The organism is Pseudomonas sp. 1121_17 (assembly GCF_052850745.1).
Window position 1 is genome coordinate 30,083 of record NZ_VXCX01000002.1, and the last position, 17,129, is coordinate 47,211.

General features: G+C 63.9%; 20 protein-coding genes. 12 read left to right on the plus strand and 8 right to left on the minus strand.

Going from position 1 to position 17,129, the window contains the following annotated elements:
* Nucleotides 1-41 precede the first annotated feature (41 nt).
* The gene (locus FW789_RS04950; protein WP_446431068.1) at nucleotides 42-1,088 is read right to left on the minus strand and encodes a LacI family DNA-binding transcriptional regulator; all 1,047 of its coding nucleotides are present in this window, start codon (nucleotides 1,086-1,088) and stop codon (nucleotides 42-44) included.
* Between the two features lie 241 nt (nucleotides 1,089-1,329).
* On the opposite strand from FW789_RS04950, the gene FW789_RS04955 reads away from it, so the two are divergent.
* The 6 genes from FW789_RS04955 to FW789_RS04980 all read left to right on the plus strand — a co-directional run bounded on the left by FW789_RS04955 (nucleotide 1,330) and on the right by FW789_RS04980 (nucleotide 8,566).
* A complete protein-coding gene (locus FW789_RS04955; protein WP_446431069.1) occupies nucleotides 1,330-3,561 on the plus strand; it encodes a TonB-dependent receptor in 2,232 nt (743 codons plus the stop codon).
* 53 nt (nucleotides 3,562-3,614) lie between these two features.
* A complete protein-coding gene (locus tag FW789_RS04960) occupies nucleotides 3,615-4,958 on the plus strand; it encodes an LLM class flavin-dependent oxidoreductase (RefSeq protein WP_446431070.1) in 1,344 nt (447 codons plus the stop codon).
* A complete protein-coding gene (mgrA, locus tag FW789_RS04965) occupies nucleotides 4,955-5,998 on the plus strand; it encodes an L-glyceraldehyde 3-phosphate reductase (protein ID WP_446431071.1) in 1,044 nt (347 codons plus the stop codon). The genes FW789_RS04960 and mgrA overlap by 4 nt, the downstream gene beginning before the upstream one ends.
* 3 nt (nucleotides 5,999-6,001) lie before the next feature.
* On the plus strand, nucleotides 6,002-6,931 hold the full coding sequence (locus tag FW789_RS04970) for an aliphatic sulfonate ABC transporter substrate-binding protein (protein WP_103437088.1): 930 nt from the start codon (nucleotides 6,002-6,004) through the stop codon (nucleotides 6,929-6,931).
* A gap of 120 nt (nucleotides 6,932-7,051) precedes the next feature.
* Entirely contained in the window at nucleotides 7,052-7,672 is a 621-nt protein-coding gene (locus tag FW789_RS04975) for a LysE family translocator (protein ID WP_103437089.1), read from the plus strand.
* 21 nt (nucleotides 7,673-7,693) lie between these two features.
* Entirely contained in the window at nucleotides 7,694-8,566 is an 873-nt protein-coding gene (locus FW789_RS04980; protein ID WP_186698471.1) for an alpha/beta fold hydrolase, read from the plus strand.
* Between the two features lie 11 nt (nucleotides 8,567-8,577).
* Here FW789_RS04980 and FW789_RS04985 read toward each other — a convergent pair whose 3' ends face one another.
* Nucleotides 8,578-9,174, minus strand: coding sequence for an eCIS core domain-containing protein (locus FW789_RS04985; RefSeq protein ID WP_446431072.1), 597 nt, complete (start codon nucleotides 9,172-9,174; stop codon nucleotides 8,578-8,580).
* Nucleotides 9,171-9,725: a TetR/AcrR family transcriptional regulator gene (locus tag FW789_RS04990; protein WP_103438753.1), complete on the minus strand. Its 555-nt coding sequence runs from the start codon at nucleotides 9,723-9,725 to the stop codon at nucleotides 9,171-9,173. Before FW789_RS04990 ends, FW789_RS04985 begins: the two co-directional genes overlap by 4 nt.
* Before the next feature lie 89 nt (nucleotides 9,726-9,814).
* Here FW789_RS04990 and FW789_RS04995 point away from each other — a divergent pair, with 89 nt between their 5' ends.
* Together FW789_RS04995 and FW789_RS05000 are read left to right on the plus strand one after the other, a co-directional pair.
* On the plus strand, nucleotides 9,815-10,546 hold the full coding sequence (locus FW789_RS04995) for an SDR family oxidoreductase (RefSeq protein ID WP_103438754.1): 732 nt from the start codon (nucleotides 9,815-9,817) through the stop codon (nucleotides 10,544-10,546).
* A 24-nt stretch (nucleotides 10,547-10,570) separates the two neighbouring features.
* Entirely contained in the window at nucleotides 10,571-11,161 is a 591-nt protein-coding gene (locus FW789_RS05000) for a 2-hydroxychromene-2-carboxylate isomerase (protein ID WP_446431073.1), read from the plus strand.
* Here the strand turns inward: FW789_RS05000 and FW789_RS05005 are convergent.
* The 4 genes from FW789_RS05005 to FW789_RS05020 all read right to left on the minus strand — a co-directional run bounded on the left by FW789_RS05005 (nucleotide 11,158) and on the right by FW789_RS05020 (nucleotide 13,729).
* The gene (locus tag FW789_RS05005) at nucleotides 11,158-11,454 is read right to left on the minus strand and encodes a DUF7693 family protein (RefSeq protein WP_446431074.1); all 297 of its coding nucleotides are present in this window, start codon (nucleotides 11,452-11,454) and stop codon (nucleotides 11,158-11,160) included. The two genes, FW789_RS05000 and FW789_RS05005, sit on opposite strands and share 4 nt — an antisense overlap.
* Nucleotides 11,455-11,462: 8 nt before the next feature.
* Entirely contained in the window at nucleotides 11,463-12,008 is a 546-nt protein-coding gene (locus FW789_RS05010) for a cupin domain-containing protein (protein ID WP_101318818.1), read from the minus strand.
* 138 nt (nucleotides 12,009-12,146) lie between these two features.
* Nucleotides 12,147-12,680, minus strand: a complete 534-nt coding sequence (locus FW789_RS05015) for a cytochrome b (RefSeq protein WP_103437094.1) — start codon at nucleotides 12,678-12,680, stop codon at nucleotides 12,147-12,149.
* A complete protein-coding gene (locus FW789_RS05020; RefSeq protein ID WP_181107271.1) occupies nucleotides 12,677-13,729 on the minus strand; it encodes a catalase family peroxidase in 1,053 nt (350 codons plus the stop codon). Before FW789_RS05020 ends, FW789_RS05015 begins: the two co-directional genes overlap by 4 nt.
* 126 nt (nucleotides 13,730-13,855) lie before the next feature.
* On the opposite strand from FW789_RS05020, the gene FW789_RS05025 reads away from it, so the two are divergent.
* Both FW789_RS05025 and FW789_RS05030 read left to right on the plus strand, forming a co-directional pair.
* Nucleotides 13,856-14,377 carry a sigma-70 family RNA polymerase sigma factor gene (locus tag FW789_RS05025; protein WP_150569456.1) on the plus strand — a complete coding sequence of 174 codons (522 nt, stop codon included), beginning with the start codon at nucleotides 13,856-13,858 and terminating at the stop codon, nucleotides 14,375-14,377.
* Nucleotides 14,374-15,126 carry an anti-sigma factor family protein gene (locus FW789_RS05030; RefSeq protein ID WP_186698463.1) on the plus strand — a complete coding sequence of 251 codons (753 nt, stop codon included), beginning with the start codon at nucleotides 14,374-14,376 and terminating at the stop codon, nucleotides 15,124-15,126. Before FW789_RS05025 ends, FW789_RS05030 begins: the two co-directional genes overlap by 4 nt.
* 9 nt (nucleotides 15,127-15,135) lie before the next feature.
* Here the strand turns inward: FW789_RS05030 and FW789_RS05035 are convergent, their stop codons facing one another.
* Entirely contained in the window at nucleotides 15,136-15,795 is a 660-nt protein-coding gene (locus tag FW789_RS05035; RefSeq protein ID WP_103437097.1) for an HAD family hydrolase, read from the minus strand.
* A 100-nt stretch (nucleotides 15,796-15,895) separates the two neighbouring features.
* Between FW789_RS05035 and lexA the strand changes: the two genes are divergently transcribed.
* Nucleotides 15,896-16,504: a transcriptional repressor LexA gene (lexA, locus tag FW789_RS05040; protein WP_103438756.1), complete on the plus strand. Its 609-nt coding sequence runs from the start codon at nucleotides 15,896-15,898 to the stop codon at nucleotides 16,502-16,504.
* Complete coding sequence (imuA, locus tag FW789_RS05045; RefSeq protein WP_103437098.1) at nucleotides 16,504-17,124, plus strand: translesion DNA synthesis-associated protein ImuA; 621 nt, start codon at nucleotides 16,504-16,506, stop codon at nucleotides 17,122-17,124. Before lexA ends, imuA begins: the two co-directional genes overlap by 1 nt.
* The last annotated feature ends 5 nt before the right edge of the window (nucleotides 17,125-17,129 follow it).

The window sequence follows — 17,129 nt, forward strand, 5'->3', positions numbered from 1 at the left end:
GCCCGGTGGCAGGGCTGATTGCGAGCGCTTTATGCGGGATGTCAGGCACTTTCGCGCGCCATCAGCTCGCAGTGCAACAGGTTCAGCCGCGGCACATCGCCATCCACGGCGATTGCTCCCAGGTGCTGCAGGACGCGCAGCGCGGCGATCTCGCCAATCTCCCGCGAGGGCGGGCGCAGGGTGGTCAGGCTTGGCAGCAGCATGTCAGCGAAGGCGTAGTCACCAAAGCCCATGATGGCCATGTCTTCGGGCAGCTTCAGGCCGGCGCGCTGGCCGGCGAGCACCGCGCCGGCGGCCAAGTTGTCGTTGGCAAAGATGATCGCATCCGGGCGCGGCTCGCGGCGGATCAAGGCCTGCATCGCCTGCTTGCCCGCCTCGAACGGAGCGCTGTCCGCCGTCGGCACGAAGAACCACGGCTCCAGCCCGGCATCGCGCAAGGTTTGCGCATAACCATCGCGCCGTTGCAGCGCACTGAAGTCGCCGGCCGCGCTGTTCTGCACGAAGGCGATGCGCCGGTGGCCCTTGTCGAGCAGATAGCGGCAGGCCTGCACGCCGACCTCGAAGTGCAGAAAACCTACCTGTAATGGCTCCCGCTCGGGACAGTAGTCCCAGATTTCCACGACCGGTACATCGGCCTCTGCCAGCATCTTCTCGGTGGCCGGGCTGTGAAACTGGCTGGTGACCACCAGTGCCGCCGGCGACCAACCGAGAAACGCGCGCACTGCGCTTTCTTCCTGTTCTTCGCTGAAATAGCTCGACGCCAGCAGCAACTGATAACCGTGCTTGCTCAGGGTGTCGCTGAAGGCCTGGATGGTCTGGGCAAAGATCGGCCCGGAGATGTTTGGGATGACCATACCGACGATACGCCCGCGTGCCGAAGCCAGCCCGCCGGCTACCAGATTGGGCACATAGCCCAAGGCTTCGACCACGGCCTTGATGCGCTCACGCAGGGGCGGCGAAACCTGCTCGGGTTGATTGAAGTAGCGAGACACGCTGATCGATGAGACGCCGGCCTCGCGCGCCACTTGGGCGAGGGTGACGCGGCCCGCACCGCGGCGCTTACGAGGGGTGTCCTTGAGCTGGCTCACAGGGGCATCTCGAATGAATGAGCGCCGATGTTAGCGCTAACCCAGGCATGCTGCGCAAATAGCTTTATGGAATAACAAAAGTTTTTTTAAGTATTTGACCTGCTAAGCGACGGGCTTGGATACTCGGTCCATGTTAGCGCTAACACAGCGCTGCTGTTGGCCACCGACTGCCACTCGCACGAGCGAGACCAGACATCGACAGCACTTCAATTCAGTCTGGTCTTTCAGGGCAGTAAGAATCATGCACACACATCACATCCGAGGCGCCGTTGCGCGCGCCAGCCGTTTCCCGGGCCGTTCACCACTGGCAACAGCCGTGCTGCTGGTAGCCATTGGCCAGTCGGCCCACGCCGCCGCTGACGACCAGCAGAGCCCGCAGGCTACTGCGCTGAGCGCCGTCACCGTGACCGCTACACGCCGCGAGGCGAGCCTGCAGGAAGTGCCGGTTGCGGTCTCGGTGGTGCAGGGCGAACAGCTCGAACGCGATAACCGCAACAGCGTCGCCAGCATCGTCCAGCAGGTGCCGACCCTCAACTACCGCGCGGGTGCGTCGAACAAGGACACCTCGCTGTTCATCCGTGGCGTCGGCACTATCTCGACCTCACCAGGCGTCGAGCCGACCGTAGCTACGGTGGTCGACGGCGTGGTGTTTGGCCGACCAGGCCAATCCACCCTCGATCTGCTTGATCTGGAACGCATCGAAGTGCTGCGCGGCCCGCAGGGCACGCTGTTCGGCAAAAACGCCTCCGCCGGCGTGCTCAACGTGGTCAGCAAAGCCATCCCCGAGCAGACCCAAGGCTATGTCGACTATTCGCACTTTGGCGGTGGCGACGAAAACCGTCTGCGCTTTGGCCTCGGTGGCCGCTTGAACGAGCAGCTCAAAGGTTCGTTGAGCACGCTGTGGGGCGACTATGACGGCAACGTGGAGAACCTCGCCAATGGCCATGATGTAAATGGCTATGAGCGCAAAGGCCTGCGCGGCAAGCTTGAATTCGAACCCAGCGATGAGCTGCGCCTGACCCTGATCGGCGACTACATGAAGGGTGAGGACACCTTGCCCAGTGGCGTCGTCACCCAGGCCAGCACGGCCTTTCGCAACCAGCTGGGCGCGGTCCGGCCGAGCGCGCACAACCGCGACATCAGCAGTGATTTCAAGACCCACGTCGAGGACGAAAACCAGGGCTTCTCGGCCCAGCTTGACTGGCAACTGGGGGATTACACCCTGACCTCGATCAGCGCCTGGCGCGGTTGGGACAACACCCAGTATCAGGACGGTGACCGCCGTGCGCTGCTGCCGCTGACCGCCTCCCATGACAAAGGCACTGTCGACTACGACCAGTACAGCCAGGAGTTTCGCCTGACCTCGCCCAAGGGCCAGTTCAACGAGTACGTGCTGGGCGCGTTCTACATGCATGGCACATCGCAGGAAACCTACCAGCGGCTGTCGGTCAACGGCGGCGTAGCCAACAGTGGCCGCGCCGACTATTCGACCACCAATGACAGCGTCGCCCTGTTCGGTGAAAACACCTTCAACTTCACCGATGATTTGCGGGCCATCTTCGGCCTGCGCTGGACCCACGATGACCTCGAATACGATCACCGCCGGGTGTCCACCTCGCCGACCTCGGTGACCGGCATCCAGCCCTCGACTGCCAGTCAGGGCTCGGTCGATGAAGACGGTTGGAGCGGCCGCACTGGCCTGCAATATGACTTCAACGACAACCTGACCGGCTACGTGACCTATTCACGTGGTTACAAGGGGCCGGCCTACAACGTGTTCTTCAACATGCAGCCGCGCGATACCGGTGCACTCAAGCCAGAAACCTCCGACGCTTACGAGATCGGCCTCAAGAGCACTGCGCTGGACAACCGCCTGGTGGCCAACCTGGCGCTGTTCCATACCGACTACGACGACTACCAGGCCAACTTCTTCGACACCGTGGCCAACCAGGTGGTCACCCGCCTGGTCAACGCCGGCAAGGTCAAGACCCAGGGCGTCGAGCTGGATGCCAGCTTCCAGGTCACCTCGCAGCTGAAACTGTCCGCCGCAGCGGCCTATACCAAAGCCCGCGTCGACCACTTCAACTGCCCAGCGGGCGCGGCTGCCAGCTGCGACATCGACGGCGGCCGCCTGCCGTTCACCCCGGACTGGAAGACCTACCTGCGCGCCGACTATGTGATCCCGCTGGACAACGGCCTGGATATCGAGTTGGCCAGTGACTACAGCTGGCAGGACTCGGTGCAGTTCAGCCTCGACCAGAACCCCGACACCGTACAGGGTGCCTACGGCATCTGGAACGCCAGTGTTGCCCTGGCCGATTACAACGAGGGCTGGCGGGTCGCACTGCTGGGCAAGAACCTCGGCGACAAGTCTTACGCACAGATGCTCTCCAGCGGCGGCGACTACATCTATCGCTCGGTGCCGCGCGATGACGGCCGCTACTTCGGCGTGCAACTGCGCAAGGACTTCTAACCGAGCGGCCCGTCCTGTGGCCGCCTCTTTGCACCGATCAGCGAGTAACTCCGATGAGTACAGCACCCCGTCAACTCAGCCTCGGCGCCTTCATCATGGCCACCGGGCACCACGTCGCCGCCTGGCGTCATCCAGACGTGCCGGCTGATCCGCTGGATTTCGCCACCTACCGGCGCGTAGCTCAGGCCGCCGAGGCGGCCTGCTTCGACGCACTGTTCGTCGCCGACAGCGTGGCCGCGCCGAGTGATGCCCTAGCCAGCCACAGCGCACGCTCGGTGTACTTCGAGCCACTGACATTGCTGTCAGCACTCAGCGCAGTTACCGAGCGCATCGGCCTGATCGCCACGGCCACCACCAGCTACAACGAGCCGTACCATGTGGCGCGCAAGTTTGCCTCGCTCGATCACTTGTCCGCCGGCCGCGCCGGCTGGAACCTGGTCACTTCGGATGCCGCCGCCGAGGCTGGCAATTTTGGCCGCAGTGCGCACATCCCGCATGGCGAACGCTATGCCCGCGCTCGCGAGTTTCAGCTGGTGGTGCAGGGCCTGTGGGACAGCTGGGCGGATGATGCGTTTGTCCGCGACAAGGCCAGTGGCGTGTTCCATCACGCCGATGGCGTGCGTGCCCTTGAGCATGTTGGCAAGCACTTTCGCGTCAAAGGCCCGCTCAATGTTGCTCGCACGCCGCAGGGCAGGCCGGTGCTGGTGCAGGCCGGTTCGTCCGAGGCCGGACGCGAGCTGGCGGCCGAAACTGCCGAAGTGGTATTTACCGCGCAGCCTTCACTGGCCAGGGCGCAAGCATTTTATGCCGACCTCAAGGGCCGCTTGGCGCGCTACGGGCGCGAGCCGGATGCGCTGAAGATCATGCCCGGCGTGTTTATCGTAGTGGGGCAGAGCGAGGCCGAGGCGCAGGACAAGGCCGAGCAGTTCCAGGCGCTGGTCGACCCCCGGGTAGGCGTGGCCTTGCTCGGGCGCATGCTCGGTAACTTCGACCTGTCCGGCTACCCGCTGGACGGCCCGTTGCCTGACCTGCCACCGACCGAAGACGGCCAGCGCAGCCGCCAGCAGTTGCTCACCGAGCTGGCCGGCAGCGAACAGCTGACCCTGGCCCAGCTTGGCCAGCGCATCGCCGGTGGCCGCGGCCACTACAGCCTGATCGGCACGCCGACGCATATCGCCGATGAGCTGCAGGCCTGGTTCGAAGGCGCCGCCGCCGACGGTTTCAACGTGCTGGTGCCGCACTTGCCGCAGGGCCTGGAAGACGTCGCCCGCTGGGTCGTGCCTGAGCTGCAGCGCCGTGGGCTGTTCCGCCGTGAATACCAGGGCCGCACCCTGCGTGAGCATCTGGGCTTGCAGGTGCCGGCCAATCCCTTCTTTGCCAAACGAGGTCAACCATGAGCTACACCGCCCACCCCGAGCGCTATGCGCGCATGCCGTACCGCCGCGTCGGCCGCAGTGGCCTGGTCCTGCCGGCGTTGTCACTGGGCCTGTGGCACAACTTTGGCGATGCCACGCCGATTGATACCCAGCGCGCGCTGCTGCGCACGGCGTTCGATGCCGGCATCAATCATTTCGACCTGGCCAACAACTACGGCCCGCCGTACGGCAGCGCCGAAAGCAACTTTGGCCGCTTGCTGCGCGAAGACCTGCGCGCCTATCGCGATGAGCTGATCATATCCAGCAAGGCTGGCTGGGACATGTGGCCTGGGCCCTATGGGCAGGGCGGCAGCTCGCGTAAGTACCTGATTTCCAGCCTCGATCAGAGCCTGACGCGGCTGGGTCTTGACTACGTCGATATCTTCTATTCGCACCGTTTCGACGCCGACACGCCGCTGGAAGAAACCGCGATTGCCCTGGCCGATATTGTCCGCCAGGGCAAGGCTCTGTACATCGGTATCTCGTCCTATGCGGCGGGTAAAACCCGCGAGATCGCAGCATTGCTGCAAGCGCTGAACGTGCCACTGCTGATCCATCAGCCCTCGTATAATCTGTTCAACCGCTGGATCGAACAGGACCTGCTCGACACCACCGCAGAGATCGGCGCCGGGGTCATCGTGTTCACTGCGCTGGCCCAGGGACTGCTCACCGACAAGTATCTGCAGGGCGTGCCGGCTGATGCTCGGGTCAACCGTGCCGGCGGCAGCTCGCTGCGCGCCGAACACTTGTCCGAAGCCAATATCGCTCGCGCTCAGGCGCTCAATGAAATCGCCCGCCGGCGTGGCCAGAGCCTGGCGCAATTGGCCTTGGCGTGGACCTTGCGCGACCCACGCGTGAGTTCGGCCCTGATTGGCGCCAGCCGGCCCGAGCAGATTATCGAGAACGTCGCCGCTCTGGACAACCTCGCGTTCAGCGCCGAGGAGCTGGCCGAGATCGACCAGTTCGCCGTGGAAGGCGGGATCAACCTCTGGGAAAAACCTTCGACCGACTGGAAGGAGTAAGCCATGACTATTGTTCGCTTGGCCGCAGCACTGCTATTGGCCCTCGCGGGGACTGTGCAAGCGGCAGATCCGGCCAGTTTGCGCATCGGCTACCAGAAGGGCTCGATCAGCCTGGTGCTGGCCAAACAGCACGGTTTGCTCGAGCAGCGCTTTGCCAATACCAAGGTGCAATGGATCGAGTTTCCGGCCGGGCCGCAGATGCTCGAGGCGCTCAACATAGGCAGCCTGGATATCGGCTCGACCGGCGATATCCCGCCGATCTTCGCCCAGGCGGCCGGTGCCGATCTGCTCTACATCGGCGCCGAGCCGGCCAAACCGCAAGCCGAAGTGATCCTGGTGCCCAAAGCCAGCACGCTGGCCAGCGTTGCCGAGCTCAAGGGCAAGCGCATCGCCCTGCAGAAAGGCTCCAGCGCGCACAACCTGCTGTTGCGCAGCCTGGCCAAGGCCGGCTTGAGCATCCGCGACGTGCAACCGGTGTACCTGGCCCCGGCCGATGCCCGCGCGGCGTTCGAACGCGGCAGTGTCGATGCCTGGGCGATCTGGGACCCGTTCTATTCGGCCATCGACGTCGAAGGCAAGGCGCGGGTACTGGCGGACGGGCAGGGCTTGGGCCTGATCGGCCCGTTCATGCTCGGCGCGCGGGGCTATGTCGAAGCCAACCCCGAATTCGTCGGCCACCTGCTTGAGCAGATAAGCCAGGCCGAGGCGCTGACCCGCAGTGACGAGGCCGGCAGTATCCGCACATTGGCGGACTTCATGGGTATGCCCGAGGAGGTCGTGCGGCGCAGTTTCAGCCATCGTCCGGCGTCGCCAGTGCTTGCCGTCAGTGACGAAATCATCGCCGCGCAGCAGCGCACGGCACAGTTGTTTTTCGACAACCGCTTGCTGCCCATGCAGGTGCAAATCGCGCCGGCAGTGTGGCGGCGACCGTGATCTATCCCGCAGCAGTACAAAATGTGTATCTGCTTATTTGAGGCTAACTGTATAGGTGGGCGGGCGAGGGCGCTGGGCTACTGTGGGTGCACAACATCTACCCGCTCGGGACACTTGCTCATGTTTGCCTCCTTCGACCTGCTGATGGCGTTCGTACTGTTCGCCTTCGTATCCTCCATCACTCCGGGGCCCAACAACACCATGTTGCTGGCCTCGGGGGTCAACTTCGGCGCGCTGCGGACCATTCCCCATGCGCTGGGGGTCAGCATTGGCTTCATGTTGATGGTGCTTGGTGTGGGTTTTGGTCTGGGTGAAGTGTTCAAGGCCTGGCCTGTGCTGTACACGGTATTGCGCTATGTCGGCGCCGCCTACCTGCTGTACCTGGCGTACAAGATCGCTACCTCCGGACCGATCTCCGCCAACGGCAAAAGCACGGCCAAACCGATGACCTTTCTCGGCGCTGCGGCGTTTCAGTGGGTCAATCCGAAGGCCTGGGTCATGGCTGTTGGCGCCATTACCACCTACACCCCAGCGCAAGGCTACGTGGTCAACGTGATCGTGATTGCCGCCGTATTCGCTCTGGTCAACCTGCCTAGCGTCGGGATCTGGGTAATGTTCGGCAGTGCCTTGCGCAACCTGCTGCAGAATCCGCGCTGGCTGATGCTGTTCAATGTCCTGATGGCCGTGCTGCTGGTGATATCGCTTTACCCGCTGCTGTTTGTACAATCGGCGTTTTCCTGAACCGGCGAGTACAGCCAAGCAATGCAATTGATCCCCTGGTCTCACGACTGCTCCGAAGGCTTCACCCTGCGCAGCTGGCGCACGCCGGCCAGCGGCAAGCCGTTGTTGCACTTTCTGCATGGCAACGGCTTTTGCAGCCTGGCCTATCAACCCCTGCTGATGCGCCTGGGTGATCACTTCGACTTGTGGCTGAGCGATGTGCAGGGCCACGGCGACAGTGACCACGGCGGTGAATTTCGCGGCTGGAATCGCTCGGCGCAGCTGGCGGTGGAAGCCTTCGAGACTGGCCGAGGCGAGTACGGCGAGGTACCGCGCTATGCGCTGGGGCACAGCTTTGGTGGCGTGTTGACTGGGCTGATCGTGGCTGATCATCCGCAGTTGTTCGAGCGCGCCGTGCTGCTCGACCCGGTTATCTTCAGCCAGCGCATGCTCGTCACCATGGGCGCTGCCCGGCTGTGTGGCCTGCACCGCAGTCATGGACTTGCGCGCAAGGCAGCTACCCGCCGCAGCCACTGGCCTGACCGCGAGGCGGCCTTCGCTGCGTTGCAGGGAAGGGGGATTTTCAAGGGCTGGCACGACTCCGCGCTGCGTGCCTACGTCGAGCATGCGATCGGTGATTGCGGCGAGGGAGTCGTGCTCAAGTGCCGGCCTGCGCGGGAGGTCGATATCTTTAGTTCGTCGCCGCAGCGGTTGTGGTCGAATCTGGCCAGGATCAGCACGCCTACGTGCATTCTCTATGGTGAGCAGACGTACCCGTTTGTGTTGGCGTCGGTGCAGCGGCTGGCTGCGCTCAATCCGCAGGTGAGCAGCCAGGCGGTGGCGGGTGGGCATTGCTTCATGCAGGAAGATCCAGCGGCGGCAGCGGAGCGAGTATTGAGTTTTTTCTGCCAGTAGGAGCCGCGTGATCAGCGCGCCTGACCAGACTGCTTTTTGCGCAACGCAGCCGCCACCTCGGCCTCGATCGCGTAGGCCGGGGCTTCCAGCTCGTTGTAGTTGCGCGTGTAGCGCCGGGCGAACTCGCTGACGCCCAGCTCCTGATACTGCTGTACATGCTTGAGTTCATGGGCCCATAGCGCGACGTTGTTCTCGGCGTCGCTGGCATGGCGAAAAATCACCGTGTCGATCAAGGTCACCGCGTTCACATCAGGGTTTTGCAGCAGGGCATTGGCGGCACTGACCTGCTGTTGGTCACCGACCCGGAAGCGCACGGCGTCGAGCACGGCAAAGTCGTACCAGGCGTCTAACTGAACGCGGATATGCAGCGGGATCGGCTCGGTGCCGAGTGCAGTGGCGTCGGCCTGAGCTTGTTGCAGGGCGAAGACCAGGCCGCTTGCGGCCATCTGCTCGGCATCCTGCAGGATCTGCCCAGCCTGGTCGGGGTCGAAGGGGGTGCAGAAACAGCCCATCAAGCACACTTGATACTGGCCCGCCGGGCAGGTGTCTGCGGCAGCTGCAGGTTGGGCCAGGGCCAGGCTGAGCCACAGCAGCAGGGCAGGCCTCAAGCGAGCACCTTGGCGACCAGGCTGCGGCTGGCCTGAAGCAGTTCGCTTTGCACGGTTTCGCTGGCCAGCATGCGCCCGACCACCACCGCGCCGACACATTGGCTGATCAAGGCCCAGGCCAGTTCAGGATCATCCAGGGTCTCGCTCCAGGCTGCATGCAGTACAACCAACCAGTGCTCTGCCTCCTGGCGTACGGTTTGGTCGGCGCGGGCGATCTCCACCGCCAGTGGCGGCAGCGGGCAGCCTTCTTCGGCGTTATGCAGATGGGCCAGGCTCAGGTACTGCTCCAGGCAGCGGGCCAGACGCTGGCGTTCGGCGCCGCGCGCGGCCAGGCGGGCGAGGGGGCTGTTGCTCAGCTCACGGCGGACGATCTCGCTGAACAGGTCGTCCTTGCACGGGAAGTGGTTGTAGAACGCGCCGCCGGTGAGGCCAATAGCTTTCATCAAGTCAGCCACGCCGGTGCTGGCGAAGCCGCCGCGCTTGGCCAGTGCGCCACTGCTGGCGATGAGTTTTTCGCGGGTCTGCAGTTTGTGTTCAGTGGAGTAGCGCATCCAGATGACCTCCGCGCCCGGGCTTGACGATGGGCGAATCATAACATAGCGTTCGTTTACTAAATGATCGTTCACCAATGGAGGTGGCCGTGGCTGAACAAGACAAGGTGGTGCTGGTGATCGGTGCCGGCGATGCGACCGGCGGAGCCATTGCCAAGCGCTTTGCTCGTGAGGGGTATATCGCCTGTGTGACCCGTCGCGACGCGGCCAAGCTGCAGCCGTTGCTGGACGAGATTCATGCCGAGGGTGGCCGGGCGCATGGCTTTGGCTCCGATGCGCGCAGCGAAGAGGATGTCGCCACACTGATCGAAACCATCGAGCGTGACATCGGCCCGATTGAAGCCTTCGTCTTCAACATCGGCGCCAATGTGCCGTGCAGCATCCTCGATGAAACCCCGCGCAAGTTCTACAAGATCTGGGAGATGGCTTGCTTTGCTGGTTTTCTGACCGCTCAGGCAGTGGCCAGGCGCATGGTCACTCGCGAACGCGGCAGCATCATCTTTACCGGCGCCACCGCCGGCACTCGTGGCGCGGCGGGGTTTGCCGCGTTCGCCACCGCCAAGCATGGCCTGCGGGCGCTGGCGCAGAGCATGGCGCGGGAGCTGGGGCCGCGTAATATCCATGTTGCCCATGCAGTGGTCGATGGGGCCATCGACACCGCGTTCATTCGCGACAATTTCCCTGAGCGGTATGCGCAAAAAGACCAGGACGGCATCCTCGACCCTGCGCACATCGCCGACAGCTATTGGTTTTTGCATGCCCAGCCCCGCGATGCCTGGACCTTCGAGCTAGACCTGCGGCCGTGGATCGAACGCTGGTAAAACTGCCCTTCAAAGGATCGAGCGATGAATAAATCCGTGGAGTTTTTCTTCGACCTCGGCAGCCCGGCCAGTTATCTGGCCTGGACGCAACTGCCCGAGTTATGCGCGCGCCATGCTGCGCAGCTGGTCTATCGGCCGATGCTGTTGGGAGGGGTCTTCCAGGCGACCGGCAACGCATCGCCAGTCATGGTCCCGGCCAAGGGCCGCTACATGATGCTCGACCTGCAGCGGTTCGCGCAGCGCTATGGCGTGGTATTCGGGCTGCCAGCTGGCTTTCCGCTCAATACCCTGGGGTTGATGCGCGGGCTGACGGGTATGCAATTGCAGGCACCTGAGCGCTTTGAGGCCTTGCTTGCGTTGCTGTTCAACGCACTTTGGGCAGAGCAACGCGCACTGGGCGATGCGCAGGTGTTGGAGCAGACGTTGGCTGCTGGCGGTTTCGATCCACAGCAGTTCGCCGAACTCGCAGCGCAAGTCGAAGTCAAGCAGGCATTGAAAGCGGCAACCGAGGAGGCAGTCACGCGCGGCGTATTTGGTGCGCCGACCTGTTTTGTCGAGGGGCAGATGTTCTTTGGTCAGGACCGGTTGGACTTTGTCGAACAGGCCTTGCGCTAACTATCCAGGCCTAGCAGTAGCTCGATCTGTCGGCGCTCCCAGATGCTCAGCAGCTCGACCGGGTTGGTGCCGTAGCGCTGCCAGCTGTCACCGTTGCTGCTGACACCTTGCGGGTTGCAGCAGTTGGCGCAGTGGGCGAGGCCTTCTTGATCGATGATCAAACTCAGTTGCCAGCCGGCGCTGCTGACTTCGATCAGGTCTGGGCGCGGGCGCGCACAGACCTGCAACGGCTCGACCCCCATCGCAACATCACGCAGGCATTGGTATACCTCACGGGTGCTGGGCGCGCGCATGCTGTCGATCAGAAGTTGGCTGGGGTGTTGGCGCTGATGATCTCAGCCTCGTCCTGGCCGATGTTCTTGAAGCTGTGGGCCAGGGTAGTGGGGATGTAGTAACCATCGCCGGCATTGAGCACGCTGACCTGGCCGTCTACCCACAGCTCAATGGTGCCGCGGGTAACCAGGCCGCATTCTTCGCCTTCGGCATGCACGATCGGCTCGCCGGAATCGGCGCCAGGCGCATACAACTCACGCAGCATACGCATCTGCCGGCCTTCGACGCTGGCACCGACCAGCAGCATGCGCAGGCCGTTGCGGCCCAGGTCGGGCTGGTCGCCGCCGCGGAAGACAAAGCGCTCTTCGCGCACCGGGGTATCGAAACTGAAGAACTCCGCCAGGGACATGGGGATGCCTTCAAGCAGCTTTTTCAAGGAACTGACAGAGGGGCTGACGCGGTTTTGCTCGATCTGCGAGATGGTCGAATTGGTCAGGCCGCTGCGGCGAGCCAGTTCTCGTTGCGAGAGGCCGTTGCGTTCACGCACCAGTTTGAGTCGTGTCCCCGTGTCCATTAGCCGCCTTGTCTGTACTGAAGAGTGGTGTAAAAAATAATAAGCGACGCATTAAAACACACTCTTGTCAGCAACGCGCTGAGCATCTAAACGGCGCTGGTTGTGGTGGCTTGAGTCACGGCCAACGCCTGCTGCAGCTTATTTGCTGTCGCGCAGCGGCCCCGGCCACATGCTTTTGAACACTGCATCGCGGCGGACCCAGGCGTGCATCAATGCCGCACCCAGATGCACCAGCACCGTGGCAAACAGCAGATAGCCAGCCCAGCTGTGTGCGCCTCGCAGCAGCGCATACAGCTGCAGGTCGTGCGGGGCAATGGCCGGCAACTGCAAGGGACGTGGATAACCACCGGCCGAGAGCATCGCCCAGCCCAGCAGCGGCATGCTCAGCATCAGGCCATACAGGGCAATGTGCGAGGCCTTGGCGGCTAGCCGCTGCAGCGCCGGCAGGTCTGCCGGCAGCGGTGGATGGGGAACTGTCAGGCGTACAGCGATGCGCACCAACACCAGCAGCAACAGCAACAGGCCGGTTGCCTTGTGCAGTTCCACCAGCAACGGATGGCGGGTCGACAGGTCGCTGACCATGCCCACGCCGATAAACAGCATGGCCAGGATCAGCACCGCCATCAGCCAGTGCAGCAACCGCGCGAAGGGGTGAAAGGCAGCAGGTTTCATGGCCGTACTCCAGTGTTGAGGGACTCGCGGCTACGCCGATTGAAGGACTCCGAGTAGGCCGCCGAGCGCGCTGCCAGGATCGGATCGGCAGTGGCCTGAATGCCAGTCGGCAGAATCAGCGGGTCGAAGTTGAGATCACGGCAGGCGCCTTGCTCGGGGGCATCGACGGCATTGATCACCAGCGTGCCGGCATCGATGCTGCGCCGTTGCGCGGGCCACGGTTTGGACGGGTCTTCCAGCGGGTCGCCCGGCTCTGCCAGCACCAGGCGCAAGGTCCAGCGCAGTGGGCCCTGGCTCAGCCGTTGGGCGAGGTCGTGCTGCAAGAACAGCGTGTCGCTGACCTGTGCAGGGAGGGCGCTATAGGGTGTTTGCGGTTCGACCTGCCAGCGCACCGGCTGCTCTTTGCCCTGGCGGTCGATCAGGCGGAAGGCGTTGATGCTGTGGTATTGGGTGCTGGCAAAGCTGTCGCTGGGCTTGTATGACGCCGCCCATTGGCGAAACGCCGAACTTTCCGGGTGCTCGGCAAAAAACGCCTGCATACGCGCCGGGTCCGGTTTGCCGGTGGCCGGGTCCGGGGTCATGGCCAGCACCTGTTGGTAGAATGCCTCTGGCGTGCCGATTGCCAGTACCGGCGGGTTGTTCATGCCGGTGCGCCACAGCTGGCCGTCGTCGGTAGCAAATTGCAACGCCATGCTTCGCACGGGCACACCGGTGTCAGGCGTGGCCGGGTTGGCGCCGCCAATTGCGAAGCGGCCGATCACCGGCACCCGCGCTTGCTCGAAGACCCGCGCGCTGGACAACGGCGCGGCCAGCCCGCTGCTCTCGAAGTAGCCGGTGACGCAAAGGCCCTTGGCGTGGTTCTTGCGATACCCGGGGTGGTGCCCGGCCTGGGCTTCGAAGGTGTCGATGATGCGTTGCGGGCTGAGTTTGGGGCCGCCGATCCAGCCAGCGGTGTAGGCAAACGCGCAGCCGGCGGCGAGCAGGCCGGCGGCAATGGCCGTCAGCCGCCAAAGCTTGGCGGGGCCGTGCACGGGAGTGTTCATAAGCAACATCCGGGTCAGTGAAGATGCGAGTACGACGGGGCAGGGCGCAACTTATTCCAGCCCCCCGGGAATAAATTTCGTGGCGCTGCGTCTGCCCCTTACACTGACTATCCATGGGGCCGGAATCACAGCATGCACGATCTCGACGACTCGCAATGGCGCGAACTGCTGCAGCGCCTGCGCCGCTTTGCCGTGTGGCTGACGCGCGAGCCGGGCAGTGCCGACGACCTGGTCCAGGCTACCATCGAACGCGCCTTGAGCCGCAGCGGCCAGCAGCGCGAGGCCGAGGCGCTGCGGGCGTGGCTGTTCAGTATCCTGTATCGGCTGTTTCTCGACAGCAAGCGTCGCGACCGGCTGCACCGGCGGTGGCTGGCTTGGTTCAGCGGCGGCCAGGAGATCAGCGAGCCGATCGGCGACAACACCGAAGACATCATCTTCGCCCAGGCCGACCTGCAGGCATTTGCCCAGTTGTCGGCCGAGCAGCGCGCGCTGCTGTTGCTGGTCAGCGTCGAGGGCTTGAGTTACAAGGAGGCTGCCGAGGCCTTGGCTATTCCTATCGGCACGGTGATGTCTCGCTTGTCGCGGGCCCGTGCAGCATTGCGCCAACTGACCGAGGGCAGCCCAGCGTCCCCGGCCCTGCGGAGACTGAAATGACACACCTGATCCCCAGCGAGCACGAGTTGCACGCCTATATCGACGAGCGCCTCGACCCTGCGCGCCGCGCTGAAGTACACGCGTGGCTGGCCGCCAATCCGCAGGAGGCTGCGCGTATCGAGGCCTGGCGCAACGACGCCCGACGCCTGCGTGCAGCCCTGGCCGGTTTTGGCGAACTGGCCCCCGGCCCGCCGCTTGAGCTTGGCCAGCTGCAACGGCGCTTGCGTCAACGGCGTGTGCGCCGGCTGGCGACGGCTGCGGCATTGCTGTTGAGTCTGGGTGTCGGCGGCATGGGCGGCTGGCAAGCGCGGCAAATGAGCATGGCCTCCACCGAGCTGCCCATGGCCGATGCGCTGCAGGCTCATCGGTTATTTGTCGGCAGCAGCGCATTGGATATTCAGGCCAGCGACCCGGGCCAGCTACGCGCCTGGCTGGGCAGCCATTTCAATCGGGTCGGCCAATTGCCCGACCTGGCCGGCTTGGGCTTTCAGCCAGTGGGTGCGCGCCTGTTGAGCAACGAGCAGGGGCCGGCGGCGCTGGTGGTGTTCGAAGACAAGCAGGGCGAGCGGGTCAGCCTGTTCATGCGCCTGCCCGGCGAGCACTTTGCCAAGATGCCGACCGGTCAACGCACCGATGGCCAGCTGGAAGCCCGCTACTGGTCGCATGGCGCTTACAACTTCGCGTTGGTCAGCGACGCTGACGATCAGCGCAGCGAGTCGCTGCGTGAAGTACTTGGCGTCAGCCTTTAGCGGTTGCTGTCAGCCGCGCAGCTGTTCGATCAGGTGCCACAAGCGCGGGTCGTTGAAATCATCGATGACCAGTTGCGCGCCGGCTTGCTGCAAGCGTTCGGCCGTCTGGGTGGTGGCTATGGCCACGGTGAAGATCCCTGCAGCGCTGGCAGCGGTTACGCCGGGCAGTGAGTCTTCAAACGCCAGCGCATGCTCGGCATTCGCCTGCAGCCGCTCCAGGCCGGTCAGGTAGGGCAGCGGATCGGGCTTGGCCCGCGCCAGTTCGTCGGCTACCAGCACATGCGTGAAGCGTTGGGTCAGGCCCATTGCGCCAAGCATGTGTTCAGCATTCAAGCGCGGCGCATTGGTCACCACACACATGCCGATGGCCTCGGTCTTGGCGTAATCGAGCAAGCGCAGTAACCCAGGCAACGGTTGCAGTTCAGGGGCGAGCTCGCGAAACAGCGCTTCCTTGCGCTCCGCCAGCGCCTGGCGCTGCGCCGGGCTCTGATCTGGGAACAGCCTGGCGAATAGCTCACCGTTGGCCTGACCGCTGATCTGTTCATCGAACTGCGCCTGGGTCAGCTCGCGGCCGTCCTGCTCGTGCAGCAACTGGCGAAAGGCTTGCAGGTGCAGCGTGTCGGTATCGGTCAGGGTGCCATCGAGGTCAAACAGCAGGGCGGTCAGCATTGGTTATCCATAAGCTTGAACATCGAGCAGGGGATCATAACCAATGCGCACGACGAAGGGGGCTGTTCAGTTTTAGCAGAAAAGAGTACAAATGTGCTCCATGGACAATATGACCCCAAAACGCCGCGCGATTCTGGCTTTTATCCGCGAGCGCATCACCGATCACAGCCAGCCCCCGAGCCTCGCCGATATCGCCGAGCGCTTTGGTTTTGCCTCGCGTAGCGTTGCCCGCAAGCACATCAGTGCGCTGTGCCAGGGCGGCTACCTCGAAGTCACGCCCAATCAGGCCCGCAGTATCCGCCTGGCCGAGCCTTTGCGCCGGCCAGAAATCCTTGAACTGCCGGTACTCGGCCAAGTCGCTGCCGGTGCACCGATCGGGCCTGATCTGGATATCCACGAGCAGTTGCTGCTCGACCCAAGCCTGTTCCGGCGCACGCCCGACTACCTGCTCAAGGTGCGCGGCGAGTCGATGATCGATGACGGCATATTTGACGGTGACCTGGTCGGCATCCGCCAGCAAGGCGAAGCCGACGACGGCCAGATCGTGGTCGCCCGGCTGGATGGCGAGGTCACTATCAAGCGTCTGCAGCGCATCCCCGGCGGCTTTCGTTTGCTGCCGCGCAACCCGGCCTATGCGCCGATCGAGGTTGGCCCTGAGCGCGACTTCTGTATCGAAGGGGTCTTCTGCGGCCTGCTGAGGCGCGACTGATGGGCGCCGTGGTCGATCTGGACGGCCTGCTCGACCAGCGCCGAATTTGGCGTGGCCGGCAAACCCAGGCGCGCCCGCTCGGCCAGCAGCCAACCGGCCATGCCCATCTCGATGAGCGCTTGCCCGACGGCGGTTGGCCTGCCGCTGCGCTGAGTGAGCTGCTGTTGGCCAGTCCAGGCTGTGGTGAATTGCAACTGTTATGGCCGAGCCTGGCCCGGCTCACCGCAGAGTCCGGGCGGGTGGTGCTGATTGCACCTCCGTTTATCCCTTTTGCGCCGGCGTGGCAGGCAGCCGGGGTTGATCTGCGCTGGCTGACCCAGGTCGAGGCTGCGCCTGCCGATGCCTTGTGGGCTGCCGAGCAGTGCTTGCGCTCGGGCAGTTGTGCAGCGGTGCTATGCTGGCCTGAACGGGCCGATGATCGCGCCCTGCGCCGCTTGCAGGTGGCTGCCGAAACCGGCCAGGCGCTGGCGTTCGCCTGCCGCCCGCAGCACGCGGCGCACAACCCGTCACCGGCGGCGCTGCGCATTGCTGTCGATACCCGCCCCGCACAATGGCGGGTGCTCAAGTGCCGCGGCGGCATGCCGCCTGCTGTGCCAATTGCCAGTCGCCGTCAGGGTTGATGCAG

What these genes read in the sequence shown, in the direction of transcription:
- FW789_RS04970 (WP_103437088.1), top strand. Translation starts at nt 6,002, where the DNA reads ATGACTATTGTTCGCTTGGCCGCAGCACTGCTATTGGCCCTCGCGGGG.
- imuA (WP_103437098.1), top strand. Translation starts at nt 16,504, where the DNA reads ATGGGCGCCGTGGTCGATCTGGACGGCCTGCTCGACCAGCGCCGAATT.
- FW789_RS04990 (WP_103438753.1), bottom strand. Translation starts at nt 9,725, where the DNA reads ATGCGCTACTCCACTGAACACAAACTGCAGACCCGCGAAAAACTCATC.
- FW789_RS04980 (WP_186698471.1), top strand. Translation starts at nt 7,694, where the DNA reads ATGCAATTGATCCCCTGGTCTCACGACTGCTCCGAAGGCTTCACCCTG.
- FW789_RS05000 (WP_446431073.1), top strand. Translation starts at nt 10,571, where the DNA reads ATGAATAAATCCGTGGAGTTTTTCTTCGACCTCGGCAGCCCGGCCAGT.
- FW789_RS05005 (WP_446431074.1), bottom strand. Translation starts at nt 11,454, where the DNA reads ATGCGCGCGCCCAGCACCCGTGAGGTATACCAATGCCTGCGTGATGTT.
- FW789_RS04960 (WP_446431070.1), top strand. Translation starts at nt 3,615, where the DNA reads ATGAGTACAGCACCCCGTCAACTCAGCCTCGGCGCCTTCATCATGGCC.
- mgrA (WP_446431071.1), top strand. Translation starts at nt 4,955, where the DNA reads ATGAGCTACACCGCCCACCCCGAGCGCTATGCGCGCATGCCGTACCGC.
- FW789_RS05035 (WP_103437097.1), bottom strand. Translation starts at nt 15,795, where the DNA reads ATGCTGACCGCCCTGCTGTTTGACCTCGATGGCACCCTGACCGATACC.
- FW789_RS05015 (WP_103437094.1), bottom strand. Translation starts at nt 12,680, where the DNA reads ATGAAACCTGCTGCCTTTCACCCCTTCGCGCGGTTGCTGCACTGGCTG.
- lexA (WP_103438756.1), top strand. Translation starts at nt 15,896, where the DNA reads ATGGACAATATGACCCCAAAACGCCGCGCGATTCTGGCTTTTATCCGC.
- FW789_RS04975 (WP_103437089.1), top strand. Translation starts at nt 7,052, where the DNA reads ATGTTTGCCTCCTTCGACCTGCTGATGGCGTTCGTACTGTTCGCCTTC.
- FW789_RS05010 (WP_101318818.1), bottom strand. Translation starts at nt 12,008, where the DNA reads ATGGACACGGGGACACGACTCAAACTGGTGCGTGAACGCAACGGCCTC.
- FW789_RS05030 (WP_186698463.1), top strand. Translation starts at nt 14,374, where the DNA reads ATGACACACCTGATCCCCAGCGAGCACGAGTTGCACGCCTATATCGAC.
- FW789_RS04955 (WP_446431069.1), top strand. Translation starts at nt 1,330, where the DNA reads ATGCACACACATCACATCCGAGGCGCCGTTGCGCGCGCCAGCCGTTTC.
- FW789_RS05025 (WP_150569456.1), top strand. Translation starts at nt 13,856, where the DNA reads ATGCACGATCTCGACGACTCGCAATGGCGCGAACTGCTGCAGCGCCTG.